The sequence below is a fragment of the Asanoa sp. WMMD1127 genome (assembly GCF_029626225.1).
Classification (GTDB): Bacteria; Actinomycetota; Actinomycetes; order Mycobacteriales; family Micromonosporaceae; genus Asanoa.
Genome location: NZ_JARUBP010000001.1, coordinates 7,827,018 through 7,840,608 on the forward strand (window position 1 = coordinate 7,827,018; position 13,591 = coordinate 7,840,608).

Annotated in this window: 14 protein-coding genes; 7 read left to right on the plus strand and 7 right to left on the minus strand. The window is 71.3% G+C overall.

The window, feature by feature from the left end; genetic code table 11:
- Positions 1 to 9 precede the first annotated feature (9 nt).
- Together O7635_RS37420 and O7635_RS37425 are read left to right on the plus strand one after the other, a co-directional pair.
- Positions 10 to 501 (plus strand): roadblock/LC7 domain-containing protein, encoded by a 492-nt coding sequence (locus tag O7635_RS37420; protein ID WP_278085212.1) that lies wholly within the window; start codon positions 10 to 12, stop codon positions 499 to 501.
- 71 nt (positions 502 to 572) lie between these two features.
- Positions 573 to 944: a hypothetical protein gene (locus O7635_RS37425; protein ID WP_278085213.1), complete on the plus strand. Its 372-nt coding sequence runs from the start codon at positions 573 to 575 to the stop codon at positions 942 to 944.
- Between the two features lie 51 nt (positions 945 to 995).
- Here O7635_RS37425 and ppdK read toward each other — a convergent pair whose 3' ends face one another.
- The 4 genes from ppdK to O7635_RS37445 all read right to left on the minus strand — a co-directional run bounded on the left by ppdK (position 996) and on the right by O7635_RS37445 (position 6,905).
- Positions 996 to 3,731: a pyruvate, phosphate dikinase gene (ppdK, locus tag O7635_RS37430; RefSeq protein WP_278085679.1), complete on the minus strand. Its 2,736-nt coding sequence runs from the start codon at positions 3,729 to 3,731 to the stop codon at positions 996 to 998.
- Positions 3,732 to 3,863: 132 nt separating this feature from the next.
- A complete protein-coding gene (locus O7635_RS37435; protein ID WP_278085214.1) occupies positions 3,864 to 4,244 on the minus strand; it encodes a VOC family protein in 381 nt (126 codons plus the stop codon).
- Positions 4,245 to 4,297: 53 nt separating this feature from the next.
- Positions 4,298 to 5,995 (minus strand): lysine--tRNA ligase, encoded by a 1,698-nt coding sequence (gene lysS / locus O7635_RS37440; protein WP_278085215.1) that lies wholly within the window; start codon positions 5,993 to 5,995, stop codon positions 4,298 to 4,300.
- A 103-nt stretch (positions 5,996 to 6,098) separates the two neighbouring features.
- The gene (locus O7635_RS37445) at positions 6,099 to 6,905 is read right to left on the minus strand and encodes an alpha/beta hydrolase (protein WP_278085216.1); all 807 of its coding nucleotides are present in this window, start codon (positions 6,903 to 6,905) and stop codon (positions 6,099 to 6,101) included.
- A gap of 100 nt (positions 6,906 to 7,005) precedes the next feature.
- On the opposite strand from O7635_RS37445, the gene O7635_RS37450 reads away from it, so the two are divergent.
- The 3 genes from O7635_RS37450 to O7635_RS37460 all read left to right on the plus strand — a co-directional run bounded on the left by O7635_RS37450 (position 7,006) and on the right by O7635_RS37460 (position 8,417).
- Positions 7,006 to 7,626, plus strand: a complete 621-nt coding sequence (locus O7635_RS37450) for a TetR/AcrR family transcriptional regulator (protein WP_278085217.1) — start codon at positions 7,006 to 7,008, stop codon at positions 7,624 to 7,626.
- Between the two features lie 78 nt (positions 7,627 to 7,704).
- On the plus strand, positions 7,705 to 8,082 hold the full coding sequence (locus O7635_RS37455; protein ID WP_278085218.1) for a type II toxin-antitoxin system RelE/ParE family toxin: 378 nt from the start codon (positions 7,705 to 7,707) through the stop codon (positions 8,080 to 8,082).
- A complete protein-coding gene (locus tag O7635_RS37460; protein WP_278085219.1) occupies positions 8,082 to 8,417 on the plus strand; it encodes an XRE family transcriptional regulator in 336 nt (111 codons plus the stop codon). The genes O7635_RS37455 and O7635_RS37460 overlap by 1 nt, the downstream gene beginning before the upstream one ends.
- On the opposite strand, the gene dusB is transcribed toward O7635_RS37460, so the two are convergent.
- Positions 8,414 to 9,535, minus strand: coding sequence for a tRNA dihydrouridine synthase DusB (gene dusB, locus O7635_RS37465; RefSeq protein ID WP_278085220.1), 1,122 nt, complete (start codon positions 9,533 to 9,535; stop codon positions 8,414 to 8,416). The two genes, O7635_RS37460 and dusB, sit on opposite strands and share 4 nt — an antisense overlap.
- A gap of 43 nt (positions 9,536 to 9,578) precedes the next feature.
- Here dusB and O7635_RS37470 point away from each other — a divergent pair, with 43 nt between their 5' ends.
- Positions 9,579 to 10,622: a crosslink repair DNA glycosylase YcaQ family protein gene (locus O7635_RS37470; protein ID WP_278085221.1), complete on the plus strand. Its 1,044-nt coding sequence runs from the start codon at positions 9,579 to 9,581 to the stop codon at positions 10,620 to 10,622.
- 2 nt (positions 10,623 to 10,624) lie between these two features.
- Positions 10,625 to 11,158, plus strand: a complete 534-nt coding sequence (locus tag O7635_RS37475; RefSeq protein ID WP_278085222.1) for an XdhC family protein — start codon at positions 10,625 to 10,627, stop codon at positions 11,156 to 11,158.
- A 152-nt stretch (positions 11,159 to 11,310) separates the two neighbouring features.
- Here the strand turns inward: O7635_RS37475 and O7635_RS37480 are convergent, their stop codons facing one another.
- Positions 11,311 to 12,681 (minus strand): glycine--tRNA ligase, encoded by a 1,371-nt coding sequence (locus O7635_RS37480; RefSeq protein ID WP_278085223.1) that lies wholly within the window; start codon positions 12,679 to 12,681, stop codon positions 11,311 to 11,313.
- Between the two features lie 104 nt (positions 12,682 to 12,785).
- Entirely contained in the window at positions 12,786 to 13,586 is an 801-nt protein-coding gene (locus O7635_RS37485) for a hypothetical protein (RefSeq protein WP_278085224.1), read from the minus strand.
- Positions 13,587 to 13,591: the final 5 nt, after the last annotated feature.

Genomic DNA, 13,591 nt, shown 5'->3' on the forward strand with positions numbered 1-13,591 from the left:
ATACCGCCTGTGGACACCGATCGTGCGATCGCCGCCGCGCTGCGCACGCTGCGCGAGGTCCCGGACGTGGTCGGGTCCGTCCTGGCCGGGCCCGACGGCCTGCTCATCGCCAGTGACGTCGACCGGGTCGAGCCCGACACCATCGCCGCGATGGCCGCGGCGACGGTCGGCCTCGGCCGGCGGTTCGCCGAGACGGTCGGCCTCGGCAACCACCGCGAGACGGTCATCCAGGCCGACGGCGGTTGCCTGGTCAGCTACGCGGCCGGTGCCGCGCTGCTGACCGTGGTCGCGATGCCCCAGGCCAACCTGGCCCTGGTGCACCGCTTCGCCCGCCAGGTGGCGCAGCGGCTCGGCCTGCTCGTCGAGGCGCTCGCCGCCCAACCCCCGCCGGGGCGCGTCCCCGGTCCCAACCCGCCGCCGGCCCCGCCGGCACGGGAACCGCTGCCCCGCCGCACCACCCGCACCACCGCACCGGGCCGACCCAGCGCTGCCCGGTCGTGAAACACCGGTCCGGTCGTCGTTCGGCTTCGACGACCGGCGCCGCAGACCCGAACACAACGGAGGACAGGCTCATGGCAGACATGGACACCGCACTGAAGGAATGCATGACGATCGAGGGCGCGATCGGTGTCGCGCTCGTCGACTACACCAGCGGCATGTCGCTGGGCGTGGTCGGCGGAGGCAAGGACCTCGACCTGACCGTCGCCGCCGCCGGCAACACGGACGTGGTGCGGGCGAAGCTGCGCACGCTCGAGATGCTCGGCCTCAAGGAGGCCATCGAGGACATCCTGATCACCCTCGACAACCAGTACCACCTGATCCGGTTGCTGACCGGGCGGGCCGGCAAGGGCCTGTTCCTCTACATCGCGCTGAACAAGACCAGGGCGAACCTGGCCATGGCCCGCCACCAGCTCCGCAAGATCGAATCCGACATGGAGCTGTAGGACCGGACACGCTCACGGAGGGGTCCCGCGGCGCGGGACCCCTCCGGACGGTCAGCGGCTGTCCGATCCCTGCGACTCGACGGCGGCCCGGCCGGCCTCGAGCCGGGCGATCGGCACCCGGAACGGCGAGCACGACACGTAGTCGAGCCCGACCTCGTGGAAGAAGTGCACCGAGTCGGGGTCGCCGCCGTGCTCGCCGCAGACCCCGAGCTTGAGGTCGGGCCGGGCGGCCCGGCCCTCGTCGACGGCGATCCGCACCAGCCGGCCGACGCCGTCCCGGTCGATCGACTCGAACGGCGAGATGCCGAAGATGCCCAACTCCAGATAGCGCCAGAAGAACGCGCCCTCGACGTCGTCGCGGCTGAAGCCCCAGGCCATCTGGGTCAGGTCGTTGGTGCCGAACGAGAAGAACTGGGCGGCCTCGGCGATCTGGCCGGCGGTCAGCGCGGCCCGCGGCACCTCGATCATCGTGCCGATCACGACCTCGACCCCGCTGTCGCCGACCACCTCGGCGATGATCCGCTCGGCCTCCGTGCGGACGGTCTCCAGCTCCTGCACGGCGCCGACGAGCGGCACCATGATCTCGGGCTTCGGAGCCCCGCCGTCGCGGGCCCGCTCGACCGCGGCCTCGACGATCGCCCGCACCTGCATCGCGAACAGGCCCGGGATGACGAGCCCCAGGCGTACGCCGCGCAGGCCCAGCATCGGGTTCTCCTCGTGCATCCGGCGCACCGCGGCCAGCAGCTTCTCGTCGCGACCGGCGTCCTGGCCGCGCTCGTGGGCGACCGCGACGTGCACGGCCAGCTCCTCCAGCGACGGCAGGAACTCGTGCAGCGGCGGGTCGATGAGCCGGATCGTCACCGGCAGCCCGTCCATCTCGCGGAAGATCTCGACGAAGTCGGCCCGCTGCAACGGCAGCAGCTCGGCCAGCGCGGCCTCGCGCTCCTGCGTGGTGCCGGCCAGGATCAGTCGCTCGACGAGCTCGCGCCGGTCGCCGAGGAACATGTGCTCGGTGCGGCACAGCCCGATCCCCTGCGCGCCGAACCGCCGCGCCCGCGCCGAGTCGGTCCCCGTGTCGCTGTTGGCCCGCACCGCGAGCCGGCGCTGGTCGTCGGCGTGCGACATGATCCGGTGCACGGCCTTGACCAGCGCGTCCTCCGTCTGCGAAGGGTCGAGCGTGCCCTCGAAGTAGCGGACCACCTCGGACGGCTGCACCGGCACCTCACCGAGATAGATCTTGCCGGTGGTGCCGTCGATCGAGATCACGTCGCCCTGCGCGATGGTCTGCCCGTTGACGGTGAACCGCTGCCCCCGCACGTCGACGTCGAGGGAGTCGGCGCCGCAGACGCAGGTCTTGCCCATGCCCCGGGCGACCACGGCCGCGTGGCTGGTCTTGCCGCCGCGCGAGGTCAGGATGCCCTGGGCGGCGATCATGCCGGGCAGGTCGTCGGGGTTGGTCTCGCGGCGCACCAGGATCACGTCGTCGCCGGCGGCCGCCAGCTCCTTGGCCGTCTGGGCGTCGAACACCGCCTTCCCGACCGCGGCGCCCGGTGACGCGCCGATGCCCTTGGCCAGCTGGTCGGGCTCGTCGGCGAGGTCGAAGCGCGGGAACATCAGCTGGGCGAGCTGGGCGCCGTTGACCCGGTGCAGCGCCTCGTCGAGGTCGATCACGCCCTCGTCGACCAGCTGGCCGGCGATAATGAAGGCGGCGGCGGCCGTACGCTTGCCGACCCGGGTCTGCAGCATCCAGAGCTTGCCGCGCTCGATCGTGAACTCGATGTCGCAGAGATCCTTGTAGTGCTCCTCCAGCGTCGCCATGATCCGCATCAGATCGTCGTACGACGTCTTGTCGAGCTGTTCGAGCTCCTGCAGCGGCACCGTGTTGCGGATGCCGGCGACCACGTCCTCGCCCTGCGCGTTGGCCAGGTAGTCGCCGTAGACGCCCTGCGCGCCCGAGGCCGGGTCGCGGGTGAAGGCGACGCCGGTGCCGGAGTCGGAGCCGAGGTTGCCGAACACCATCGCCACGACGTTGACGGCCGTGCCGAGGTCGGCCGGAATCCGCTCCTGGCGGCGGTAGAGCACCGCGCGGTCGGCGTTCCACGACTCGAAGACGGCCCGGATCGCGAGGTCGAGCTGCTCCTTCGGGTCCTGGGGGAACTCCCGGCCGGTGTGCTTGGCGAAGATCTGCTTGAACTCGTCGACCAGGCCGCGCATGTCGCCGGCGTCGAGGTCGAGGTCGTTGTCGCTGCCCTTGGCCCGCTTGGCGGCGTCGAGGGCGTGCTCGAACTCCTCGCCCGGCACGTCGCAGACGGTCTTGCCGAACATCTGGATGAGCCGGCGGTACGAGTCCCAGGCGAACCGGTCGTTGCCACCCGCCTGGCGGGAGAGGCCGTCGACGGAGGCGTCGTTGAGCCCCACGTTGAGCACCGTCTCCATCATGCCGGGCATCGAGAACGCGGCGCCGGAGCGCACCGAGACGAGCAGCGGGTCGCCGGGCTCGCCGAGCTTGCGCCCCATCGACGACTCCAGCGCGTCGAGGTGGGTGGCGATCTCCTCCGCGAGCCCGGCCGGCTGGTCGCCCGTGTCGAGGTACGCGCGGCACGCTTCCGTCGTGATCGTGAAGCCGGGAGGCACCGGCAGCCCGATGTTGGTCATCTCCGCGAGGTTCGCTCCTTTGCCGCCAAGGAGATCGCGAAGATCCTTGTTCCCTTCCGAGAAGTCATAGACGAACTTTGTCACCGGTTGCCCTCCCACGCGCTCAACGCTGAACGACCAGTCAGTAACCATTCCCACCGTGGGCGCAGGTTAAGCGAGGTTTGCGGCCCGTTGGGAGCCCTCGGTGACTATTGGCACAACGCTACGCACACAGGCGGTCCTGGGAGCGTTTTCCCGCGCATCCACGCGCACGCCGGCGCACCGTCAGCGCGCGGACTGCCACAGGCCGATCAGGTTTCCCTCGGTGTCGGAGAAGTAGCCCGTGAAGCCCATGTCACCCACGGCCTGCCGGCCCATCCGGGTCGTGCCGCCGTTCTTCTCCACCGTGGCGAGCGCCTCGTCGATGTCGTCGACGTCGATCGTGACCACCGGCGCCTTGAACATGCCGCTGCGCTTCATCATCCCGCCGTTGATCGCGCCGGGGTCCTTCGGCCGGCCGTCCTGACCGCTCGGGGTGGTGCCCAGCATCGCGTACGACATCTCGGGCATGTCCTGGATGTTCCAGCCGAACGACTCGGCGTAGAAGCGCTCCGCCCGCTGCACGTCATCGGCCGGGATCTCGAAATGGGTGACGCTGCCCTTCATCGGACGACCTCCTCAGGTCGGCCGGCGCGGTCCCCTCCCCTGCTTCGAGCCTATTACCCGCCGAGCAGGCTGCGGACCCGGTCGGCGCCGGTCGCCAGCAGCAGCGTGGGCAGCCGCGGGCCGGTCTCCTTGCCGATCAGCAGGCGGTAGAGCAGGGCGAAGAACGACCGCTGGGCCACCTTGAGCTCCGGCGTCGGCTTGACGTCGAGCGGCAGGCCGAGCAGTTGCTTGGGCACCCCGTAGACGAGCGTGGTCAGGCCGTCGAGCGACCAGTGGTCGTCGAGCCCGTCGCGCAACATGGCCAGGGCCCGGCGCTGGTCGTCGTCGAGGCCGTCGAGCAGCACGGCGTCGGGGGCCTCGCGGACCCGGGTGCGCTCGTCCGGGGTGAGCTGGGTGCGCACCCAGTTGCTGGCGCAGTCGAGCCGGGGCCGGGTCTCGTCGAGGTCCTTGACCGGGTCGGCCGGGTCCAGGTCGCGCAGGATCCGCAGGGTCTGGTCGTCGTTGCCGGTGGTGATGTCGACGATGGAGGCCAGGGTGCGGTAGGGCACCGGGCGCGGGGTCAGCGGCAGGGGGCCGGCGGCGGTGCCCGCGGAACGGCCGTAGGCGGCCAGGTCGCCGCTGGACGCGGTGCCGCTCTCGACGCGGGCGGTGAGCCCGTCCCACTCGTCGTAGAGGCGCTGGATCTCCTGGTCGAACGCGATGTCGAAGGACTGGTTGGGGCGGCGGCGCGCGTACAGCCAGCGCAGCAGCGGCGGCTCCATGATCTCCAGGGCGTCGGCCGCGGTGGGCACCCCGCCCCGGGAGCTGCTCATCTTGGCCATGCCCTTGATGCCGACGAACGCGTACATCGGGCCGATCGGCGGCTCGGCGCCGAAGACCTCGCGGACGAGCTGGCTGCCGACGACGAAGCTGGAGCCGGGCGAGCTGTGGTCGACGCCGCTCGGCTCGAACACCACGCCCTCGTAGGCCCAGCGCATCGGCCAGTCGACCTTCCAGACCAGCTTGCCGTAGTTGTAGTCGGACAGCAGGACGGTCTCACTGTGGCCGCAGGCGCAGGTGTAGGTCAGGGCGGTGGTCGCGTCGTCGTACGCCGTGACGGTCGTGGTGTCCTTGCCGCACTGCTGGCAGTAGGGCTTGTAGGGGTAGTAGCCGGAGGCGGTGCCGCCGTCGTCCTCGCTCGCGGCGCCGGACCCCTCGGCCGCGGCGGCCTCGTCGGGGTTGGTGATCTCCTTGCCCGGCTTCTTCTTGGTGCGGTAACGGCCGAGGACCTCGTCGATCTTGGCGCGCTGCGACATGGCGTGCAGGATCTGCGCGCGGTACGCACCGGAGGTGTACATCGCCGTCTGGCTGATCGGGGTGACCTCGATGCCGAGCCGGGTCATCGCGTCGGTCAGGGGCGCCTTGAAGTGCTCGGCCCAGTTGGGGTAGTCGCTGCCCGCCGGCGCTGGGACCGCGGTGAGCGGCTTGCCGATGTGCTCGGCCCAGGAGGGGTCGACACCGGCCGGCACCTTGCGGAAGCGGTCGAAGTCGTCCCACGACAGGATGTGCCGCACCTCGCGCCCGCGCCGCCGGATCTCGTCGGCGACCAGGTGCGGGGTCATCAGCTCGCGCTGGTTGCCGAGGTGCACGGGCCCGGAGGGACTGAGGCCACTCGCGCACACGATCGGCTTGCCGGGCGCCCGCCGGTCGGCTTCCGCGATCACCTCGTCGGCGAACCGCGCCACCCAGTCCGACTCGATTGCCTGCGCCACGGTGTTCGCCCCTCCTCGGTGTACCGGACGAAATTACCGCACCGCGGGTCGCCTCCCGCGCGCGACGGTGCCGCCTCCCCAGGGGCGACACCGTCGGGCGCGGTCAGTCCTTCAGGTAGGAGCGGAGGAACGGGGCGACGGCGGCCGGGGCGACGTCGTGGCTCTGGTCCGGGACCACCTGGTGTTCCGCGTGCGGCAGGAGGTCGGCCAGCTGGCGGCCGCTGGTGTGCATGAACGGCTCGCTGTTGCCGCCGTTGAGGACCAGCGTCGGGGTGGTGATGCCCTTCCACTCCGCCGGCAGCGGGCGGCCCGACATCGTGGTGCCGACGATGCGGCCGTCGTGGGAGATGGTGTCGGCCACCGCCTCCATGCCCGCCCAGCTCGGGTCGGCCTTCATGCCGGCCAGCCACTCCGGCGGGAGGCCGATCGCCTTGGTCATCAGGAGCTCGACGGCGTCGCCGCGGCGGCCTTCGGCGATGGCGCGCTCGAGCTGCTCGACGTAGTCGTCCGGGAGCGGCGGGCGGCTGTCGTCGACGATGAACGGCGGGTCGTAGAGGGCGATCCTGGTGAGCTCGGGGAGCTGTTCGGCGGCGCGCAGGGTCAACACCGCTCCCGAGGAGATGCCGTACGCGTACGCCTGGCCGCCGTTGTCCTTGATCACCGCGGCGATGTCCTGGATCTCCTTGTCGACCGAGTAGGGCGCGGTGTTGCCGCTGTCGCCGCGGCCGCGCCGGTCGTAGTGGACCACGGTGAAGTCGGCGCTCAGCAGGTCGAGCAGGCCCTGGTAGAGCGGGTCCCACGCGCGGGTGCTGAGGACGGCGGGGACGAGGACGAGCGTGGGGCCCTGACCCTTGACGTCGTACGTGATGGTCGTGCCGTCCGCGGACGTGGTGGTGCGGGTGGTGGTCATGATGGTCTTGGCTCCCTTGTTGGACTAGACGGTTCGGTACTCCGGAACTAGACCGTACGGTACTCGACTTGGAACTGGACTGTCTAGTACTCTTTTCGACATGGACGAGACGCCGAGCCGCACCGAGCGGAAGCGGGCCCAGATCATGAGCGCGGCGACCAGCGCGTTCCTGGAGCACGGCTACAAGGGCACGAGCATGGACCTGGTCGCCGCGGCGGCGCACGTCTCGAAGCAGACGGTCTACAAGCACTTCGCGGACAAGGAGCAGCTCTTCCAGGCGATCGTCATGGCCGCGATGGAGCCGACGGTCCAGCGCCTGACCTCGGCCGCTCCCCCGTACCACGGCGACGACATCGCGGCCGACCTGCTGGCCGTGACCCGCAACCTGGTGCAGGCGATCATGCGCCCGGAGGTGCTGCGCCTGCGCCGCCTCCTGATCGGCGAGTCGGCCCGCTTCCCGGTCTTCGGCGGCGCGTACTTCGAGCAGAGCTTCTCGGGCGGCCTGGCCGCGCTGGCGAAGCAACTGACGGCGTTGGCCGAAGGCGGCGCCCTGAAACTGCCCGACCCGCGGACGGCAGCCGAACATCTGGCCGGCATGGCCCTCTGGGTGCCGATGAACCAGGCCATGTTCACGGGCTCCGACGAGCCGCTGACCGCGGCGGAGCTGGACCGCTACTGCACGGCCGCGGTGGACGCCTTCCTCCGCGTCTACGCGGCCTGACCACGGGGCCACGATCTTGGCCACTAGCCGCTATAACACTCATGACATATGATGTGAGCGTTATGGCGGAGGCATCAGATGGCATGGACCGTCGTGGTCGTCGAGCCGGTGCTGTCGTGGTTGCACGCGCTGCGGCGCACCGATCGCCGCACCTTGCTGCTGATCAGCGCGGCGATCGACGCCCTGGCGGAGGAAGGACCAGGGCTGGGTCGGCCGCTGGTCGACACGGTGAAGGGCTCGCGGCTCGCCAATCTGAAGGAACTGCGACCGGGCTCGGCGGGCCGCAGCGAGGTGCGACTGTTGTTCGTCTTCGACCCGCTCCGGCAGGTCGTGCTGCTGGTCGGCGGCGACAAGGCGGGCAACTGGCGGGCCTGGTACGCGACGGCGGTGCCGTTGGCCGAAGCGGCGTACGACGCTCACCTCGATCGGATGCGCGAGAAGGGGGCTGATCGGTGATGGACCACCTGGACGACCCGGAGGCGGTGTCCTGGTCCGATCTCAAGCAGGAGCTGCGGCTGAGCGACGAGGAGCGTGAGCGGATCACCGCGACCAAGGACGAACTGATCGCGCAGGCGCGTGCCTATCGGCTCGCCGAGATCCGGCGGCGCCAGCATGCCACCCAGACCGACATCGCGAAGGCGATGGGCGTGACGCAGGCCCGGGTGTCCCGGATCGAGAAGGGCGAGCTCACCCGCAGCGAGGTCGACACTCTCGCCGCCTACGTCCGCGCTCTGGGCGGTCGCCTGAAGATCGTCGCCGAGTTCGGTGACGAGTCCTACGTGCTCGGCTAGCCGCCGGAGTCGGCCATTTCGGCTCCCTCGGGGACGGCGTCCGCGTCGCGGGCGGTCAGCCAGCCGTCGGGGAGGTGGACCTTGCCCGGGGAGTTGGTGCGGCCGCGCGGTTGGCCCAGGGTGTCCAGCGGGAACGGGGCGTCAGCGTCGAGCTTGCCGAGCAGGTCGTCCAGCTCCGCCAGCGTCGAGACCATGGCCAGCGAACGCCGGAGTTCGGCGCCGACCGGGAAGCCCTTGAGGTACCACGCGACGTGCTTGCGGATGTCGACGCAGGCGTCGCGTTCGCTGGCGAACTGGGCGACCAGCAGGTCGGCGTGCCGGCGCAGGACCGCGGCGACCTCGCCCAGGGTGGGCAGGCGGCGGCTCGGGTGGCCGGCGAACGCGGCCTCCAGGTCGGCGAACAGCCACGGGCGGCCCAGGCAGCCGCGGCCCACGACGACGCCGTCGGCGCCGGTTTCGGCGACCATGCGGAGCGCGTCCTCGGCCTCCCAGATGTCGCCGTTGCCGAGCACCGGCACGTCGAGCGCCTGCTTGAGGGTGGCGATGGCCGACCAGTCGGCGGTGCCGGAGTAGCGCTGCGCGGCCGTGCGCGCGTGCAACGCCACCGCCGCCACTCCGGCGTCCTGGGCGGCGAGGCCGGCTTCGACGTACGTCAGGTGGTCGTCGTCGATGCCCTTGCGCATCTTGACCGTGACCGGGACGGCGCCCTCGGCGGCGTCGACGGCCGCGCGGACCAGGCGGGCGAACAGCCGCCGGCGCCACGGCAGCGCGGCGCCGCCACCCTTGCGGGTGACCTTGGGTACCGGGCAGCCGAAGTTGAGGTCGACGTGGTCGGCCAGGTCGTCCTCGACCACCATCCGGACGGCGGCGGCGGTCACCTCGGGGTCGACGCCGTAGAGCTGCAGGCTGCGCGGCCGCTCGTCACCCCCGAAGGCGATCATCTTGAGCGTCTTGGGGTTGCGCTCGACCAGGGCCCGCGTGGTGATCATCTCGCACACGTAGAGGCCGCCGCCCTGCTCGCGGCAGAGCTGGCGGAACGCGACGTTGGTGATCCCGGCCATCGGCGCCAGGACCACCGGCGGGTCGACCTGGTGCGGTCCGAGGAGCAGCGGCGTCACGCATCGAGCGTACGTTGTCGTACCCGTGCGGCATCCTGCCCTCATGGCCGACGCCCGCCTCACCGACGCGCAGGTCCGGGCCCACCGGGTCGCCACCCACCTGGGCGGCGGCGCGGGCGTCCTCGACACGGGCATTCAAGACACGCCACCGGGTACGACCGCCGCCCAGGCCCTGCGTCTCCGGGTCTCCTCGGCGCCGGCCGGGCTGGCGCTCGTGCACGCCGCCCGGGGCGCGATGCACCTGCACCGGGCCGCCGACCTGCCGCTGTTGGCCGCCGCTCTCCGGCCGGACGACGCGGCCGATCTGCGTCCGCAGCAGTTCGGGCCGTTCTTCGCCGACCTGCCGCTGCCGATCGGGGCGGCCGTCGACGAGGTGGCCGGCGCGATGGCGGCCGTGATGGCCGACGGGGTACGGCGCGGGAAGGGCGAGCTGTCGACGGCTCTGCTGGCCCGGGTCGACGAGCGGTTGCGGCCGTGGTGCCCTGGCTGCGCGGCCCACCACGTCCAGGACGCGCTGTTCCGTCTGGCCTCGCTGCCCGCCGGGCTGCGCCTGGTGCCCAACGGCGACGGCTCGGCCGACTTCGTCGCCGCCGCGGTGCCGGCTGGTTCTTCAAGGGACGATGCTCGGGCGGAGCTCGTGCGGCGGTTTCTGCGCTATGCCGGCCCGACCGACCGCGACGGGCTGGCCGCCTGGCTGGCCCTCTCCCCCGCCGCCGCCCGGCGCTGGTGGGAGCTGGCCGACGTCGTGCCGGTCGAGGCCGACGGCCGGTGGCTCTTCCTGCACCCGGCAGACCTCGACGCCGCCCGGGCCGTGCCGAAGGCCCGCGGTGTTCACCTGCTCCCGCCCTACGACCCGATCCTGGAGCTCGGGGATCGTCACCTGCTGGTGCCGGACCCCGTCGCCCGCAAGCAGGTGTGGCGGGCCACCGCCAACCCGGGCGTCGTGCTCGCCGACGGCGCGGTCGCCGGCACCTGGCGGCGGCGCGGCAAGCGGATCACCGTCACGCCGTTCGTCGCCCTGACCGCGACGACCCGGCGGGCCCTGACCGGCGCCACCGACGAGGAGGTGGTCGTGGCAGAGTCGTAGGCGTGACCGACCACGTGCATGACGCCTCCTGCGCCGTCGCCCACGGCGACGCGCCCGCACCGCGCGACGAGCCGAAGACGCTGGTCGCCATCTTCGCGTCGCCCGTGTCCGCGCAGCTGTTGCGGTTCGCGCTGGACCTGGGCTACCGGACCGTGCTCGTCGAGCCCGACCCGACCAGGCTGGAGCAGACCCCGCACGAGCACGCCGACGGCACGGTGTCCACGTTGGACGCCGCCGGACTCGACGCCAACACCGACGTCGTGGTCTGCGACCACCACCGCGCCGAACTGGGCACGCTGATCCGCGACGCGCTGGCCGGGAAGACCCGCTGGATCGGCCTGATGGGCAACCCCCGCCACGAGGGCCCGCACATCGCCGCCCTCCGCGACCTCGGCGTGCCCGACGACGAGATCGCCCGCGTCCACCGACCGATCGGCCTCAACATCGGCTCCCGCACACCGGCGGAGATCGCCGTCGCCACCCTGGCCGGCCTGATCGCCGACCGCAACGCCCGCCCAGGCGGCTTCGACTTCTGAAGCAAGAGCCCCTTCTTGACGCTCATCGCGAGCGGTTGTCCACAGGGGCCACCAAGGGCAACGCCTTCGGCACGAAGCGGCCGCGTCACCTGCGACGTGTCAACAAGGGACCCTTCCTGTGCGGAAAGCGTCAAGAAGGGTCCCTTGCTTGCCTAGAGGCGCTCGAGCAGGTAGAGCTCGATCTGGTCCAGCGACACCCGCTCCTGGGTCATCGTGTCGCGGTCCCGCACCGTCACCGCGTTGTCGGTCAGCGTGTCGAAGTCGACCGTGACACAGTACGGCGTGCCGATCTCGTCCTGCCGCCGGTAGCGCCGGCCGATCGCCTGGGAGTCGTCGAACTCGACCACCCAGCGCTTGCGCAGCGCGGCCGCCAGGTCGCGGGCCTTCGGCGACAGCTCCGGGTTGCGCGACAGCGGCAGCACCGCCACCTTGACCGGCGCCAGGCGCTTGTCGAACCGCATGACCGTGCGCTTGTCGACCCCGCCCTTGGTGTTGGGCGCCTCGTCCTCGTCGTAGGCCTCGAGCAGGAACGCCAGCACGGCCCGGGTGAGGCCGGCGGCGGGCTCGATCACGTAGGGAACCCAGCGCTCCTTCTTGTCGGGGTCGAAATAGGACAGGTCGACGCCCGAGTGCTTGGAGTGCGTGGTCAGGTCGAAGTCGGTGCGGTTGGCGATGCCCTCGAGCTCCGAGAACTCCGTGCCACCGAAGCGAAAGCGGTATTCGATGTCGACCGTCCGCTTCGAATAGTGCGACAACTTCTCTTTCGGGTGCTCATAGAAGCGCAGGTTGGTCTCCGCCAGACCCAGGTCGCGGTACCAGTTCCAGCGCTCCTGGAGCCAGTATTCGTGCCACTTCTCGTCGGAGCCCGGCTCGACGAAGAACTCCATCTCCATCTGTTCGAACTCGCGCGTGCGGAAGATGAAGTTGCCCGGCGTGATCTCGTTGCGGAACGACTTGCCGACCTGGGCGACACCGAACGGCGGCTTCTTGCGGGCCGCGGTCGCCACGTTGTTGTAGTTGATGAAGATGCCCTGGGCCGTCTCGGGCCGCAGGTAGTGCATGCCCTCCTCGTTCTCCACCGGGCCGAGGTAGGTCTTCATCAGCCCGTTGAACATCTTCGGCTCGGTGAACGCGCCCTTGACGCCGCAGTTGGGACAGTTGATCTCGGACAGACCGGTCGGCGGGCGGTCGTGCTTGGCCTCGAACGCCTCCTCGAGGTGGTCGGCCCGGAACCGCTTGTGGCACGACTGGCACTCGGTCAGCGGGTCGACGAACTCACCGATGTGGCCGGACGCGGCCCACACCTCGCGGGCCAGCACCACCGCCGAGTCCAGGCCGACGATGTCGTCGCGCTCCTGGACCATGCTGCGCCACCATTGGCGGCGCACGTTTTCCTTCAACTCGACGCCGAGCGGACCGTAGTCCCACGCCGACCTGGTGCCCCCGTAGATCTCGCTGGACGGAAAGACGAAGCCCCGGCGCTTGGCGAGGCTGACGATGGCGTCGATGCGATCGGCTGGCATGGTTTCCTCCTACGCCGGCTGGCGGCCGGCGGGGGCGGCTAAGGGACAGAGCTACAAACGACCACCCGACGGTACGGTTACCGGCTCGGCGACCGCGACCGAGATTAGTCGGTGACGCCGCAGACCTCGAACTCGCCCGTCCCCCGGTCCTGCGCGAGCACGAATCGCAGCGTGGACGACGAGCCGGAGGCATAGGTCACATCGACGGGTACGACGATGTCGGTGGCCCCGGTCTGCGTCGGCCGCACCTGGAACGACCGGATCCGCGGCTCGAGCGACTCGGTGGCCGCGAAGTCGGCCGGCGACTGCGCCCGCTGCCGGTCGTCGCAGAGCAGCGCATAGGCCTCGCCGTATTCGGCCTGCTCCAACGCCGAGACGTAGTCGGTGACCACGACCCGCGCCCGCTCGTCGATCGCCCGCACGCCGAACACGGTGAGGCCGGCGATCGCCGCGACCCCGCCGCCGCAGCAGAGCAGCACGAACAGCCCGGCCGCGCCGAGCCCGAGCCAGAGCCGTCTGGTGCGTCCCTCGGTCGGCGGCGCCGCGAACGGCGGCTGGACACCTGGCCCCGACGGCGGCACCGGCGGCCCGACCGGCGCCGGCGGCAACGCCGGGCTCGGCACGGCCGTCGGGTGGTAGGGCGGCATCGACGGACTCACCGGGTAACCGTCGGACCCGCCCGGCGACCACCCGCCACCCGGCGAGGCCGCGGGCGGAGCCGTGGGCGGCGAGGACGCCGGCGGTGAGGCCGGCCAGGACACCGGAGGCGTCGACCACGGTTGCCCCTGCGGAGCCGGCCCCGGCGGCAGGTAGTGCGGCGCCACCGCCGGGTCGGCCGGCAGCGGGTCGGGACCACCCGACGGCGGGCCGGGCACGTTCTCCGGCGGGCCGGGCGTCGGGTTCATGCCAG

Bases quoted from the DNA above. Each gene is read 5' to 3' on its own strand.
- O7635_RS37460 (WP_278085219.1), top strand. From the start codon at position 8,082: ATGGACCACCTGGACGACCCGGAGGCGGTGTCCTGGTCCGATCTCAAG.
- O7635_RS37425 (WP_278085213.1), top strand. From the start codon at position 573: ATGGCAGACATGGACACCGCACTGAAGGAATGCATGACGATCGAGGGC.
- O7635_RS37480 (WP_278085223.1), bottom strand. From the start codon at position 12,681: ATGCCAGCCGATCGCATCGACGCCATCGTCAGCCTCGCCAAGCGCCGG.
- O7635_RS37445 (WP_278085216.1), bottom strand. From the start codon at position 6,905: ATGACCACCACCCGCACCACCACGTCCGCGGACGGCACGACCATCACG.
- O7635_RS37450 (WP_278085217.1), top strand. From the start codon at position 7,006: ATGGACGAGACGCCGAGCCGCACCGAGCGGAAGCGGGCCCAGATCATG.
- ppdK (WP_278085679.1), bottom strand. From the start codon at position 3,731: ATGGTTACTGACTGGTCGTTCAGCGTTGAGCGCGTGGGAGGGCAACCG.
- O7635_RS37435 (WP_278085214.1), bottom strand. From the start codon at position 4,244: ATGAAGGGCAGCGTCACCCATTTCGAGATCCCGGCCGATGACGTGCAG.
- O7635_RS37470 (WP_278085221.1), top strand. From the start codon at position 9,579: ATGGCCGACGCCCGCCTCACCGACGCGCAGGTCCGGGCCCACCGGGTC.
- O7635_RS37485 (WP_278085224.1), bottom strand. From the start codon at position 13,586: ATGAACCCGACGCCCGGCCCGCCGGAGAACGTGCCCGGCCCGCCGTCG.
- O7635_RS37455 (WP_278085218.1), top strand. From the start codon at position 7,705: ATGGCATGGACCGTCGTGGTCGTCGAGCCGGTGCTGTCGTGGTTGCAC.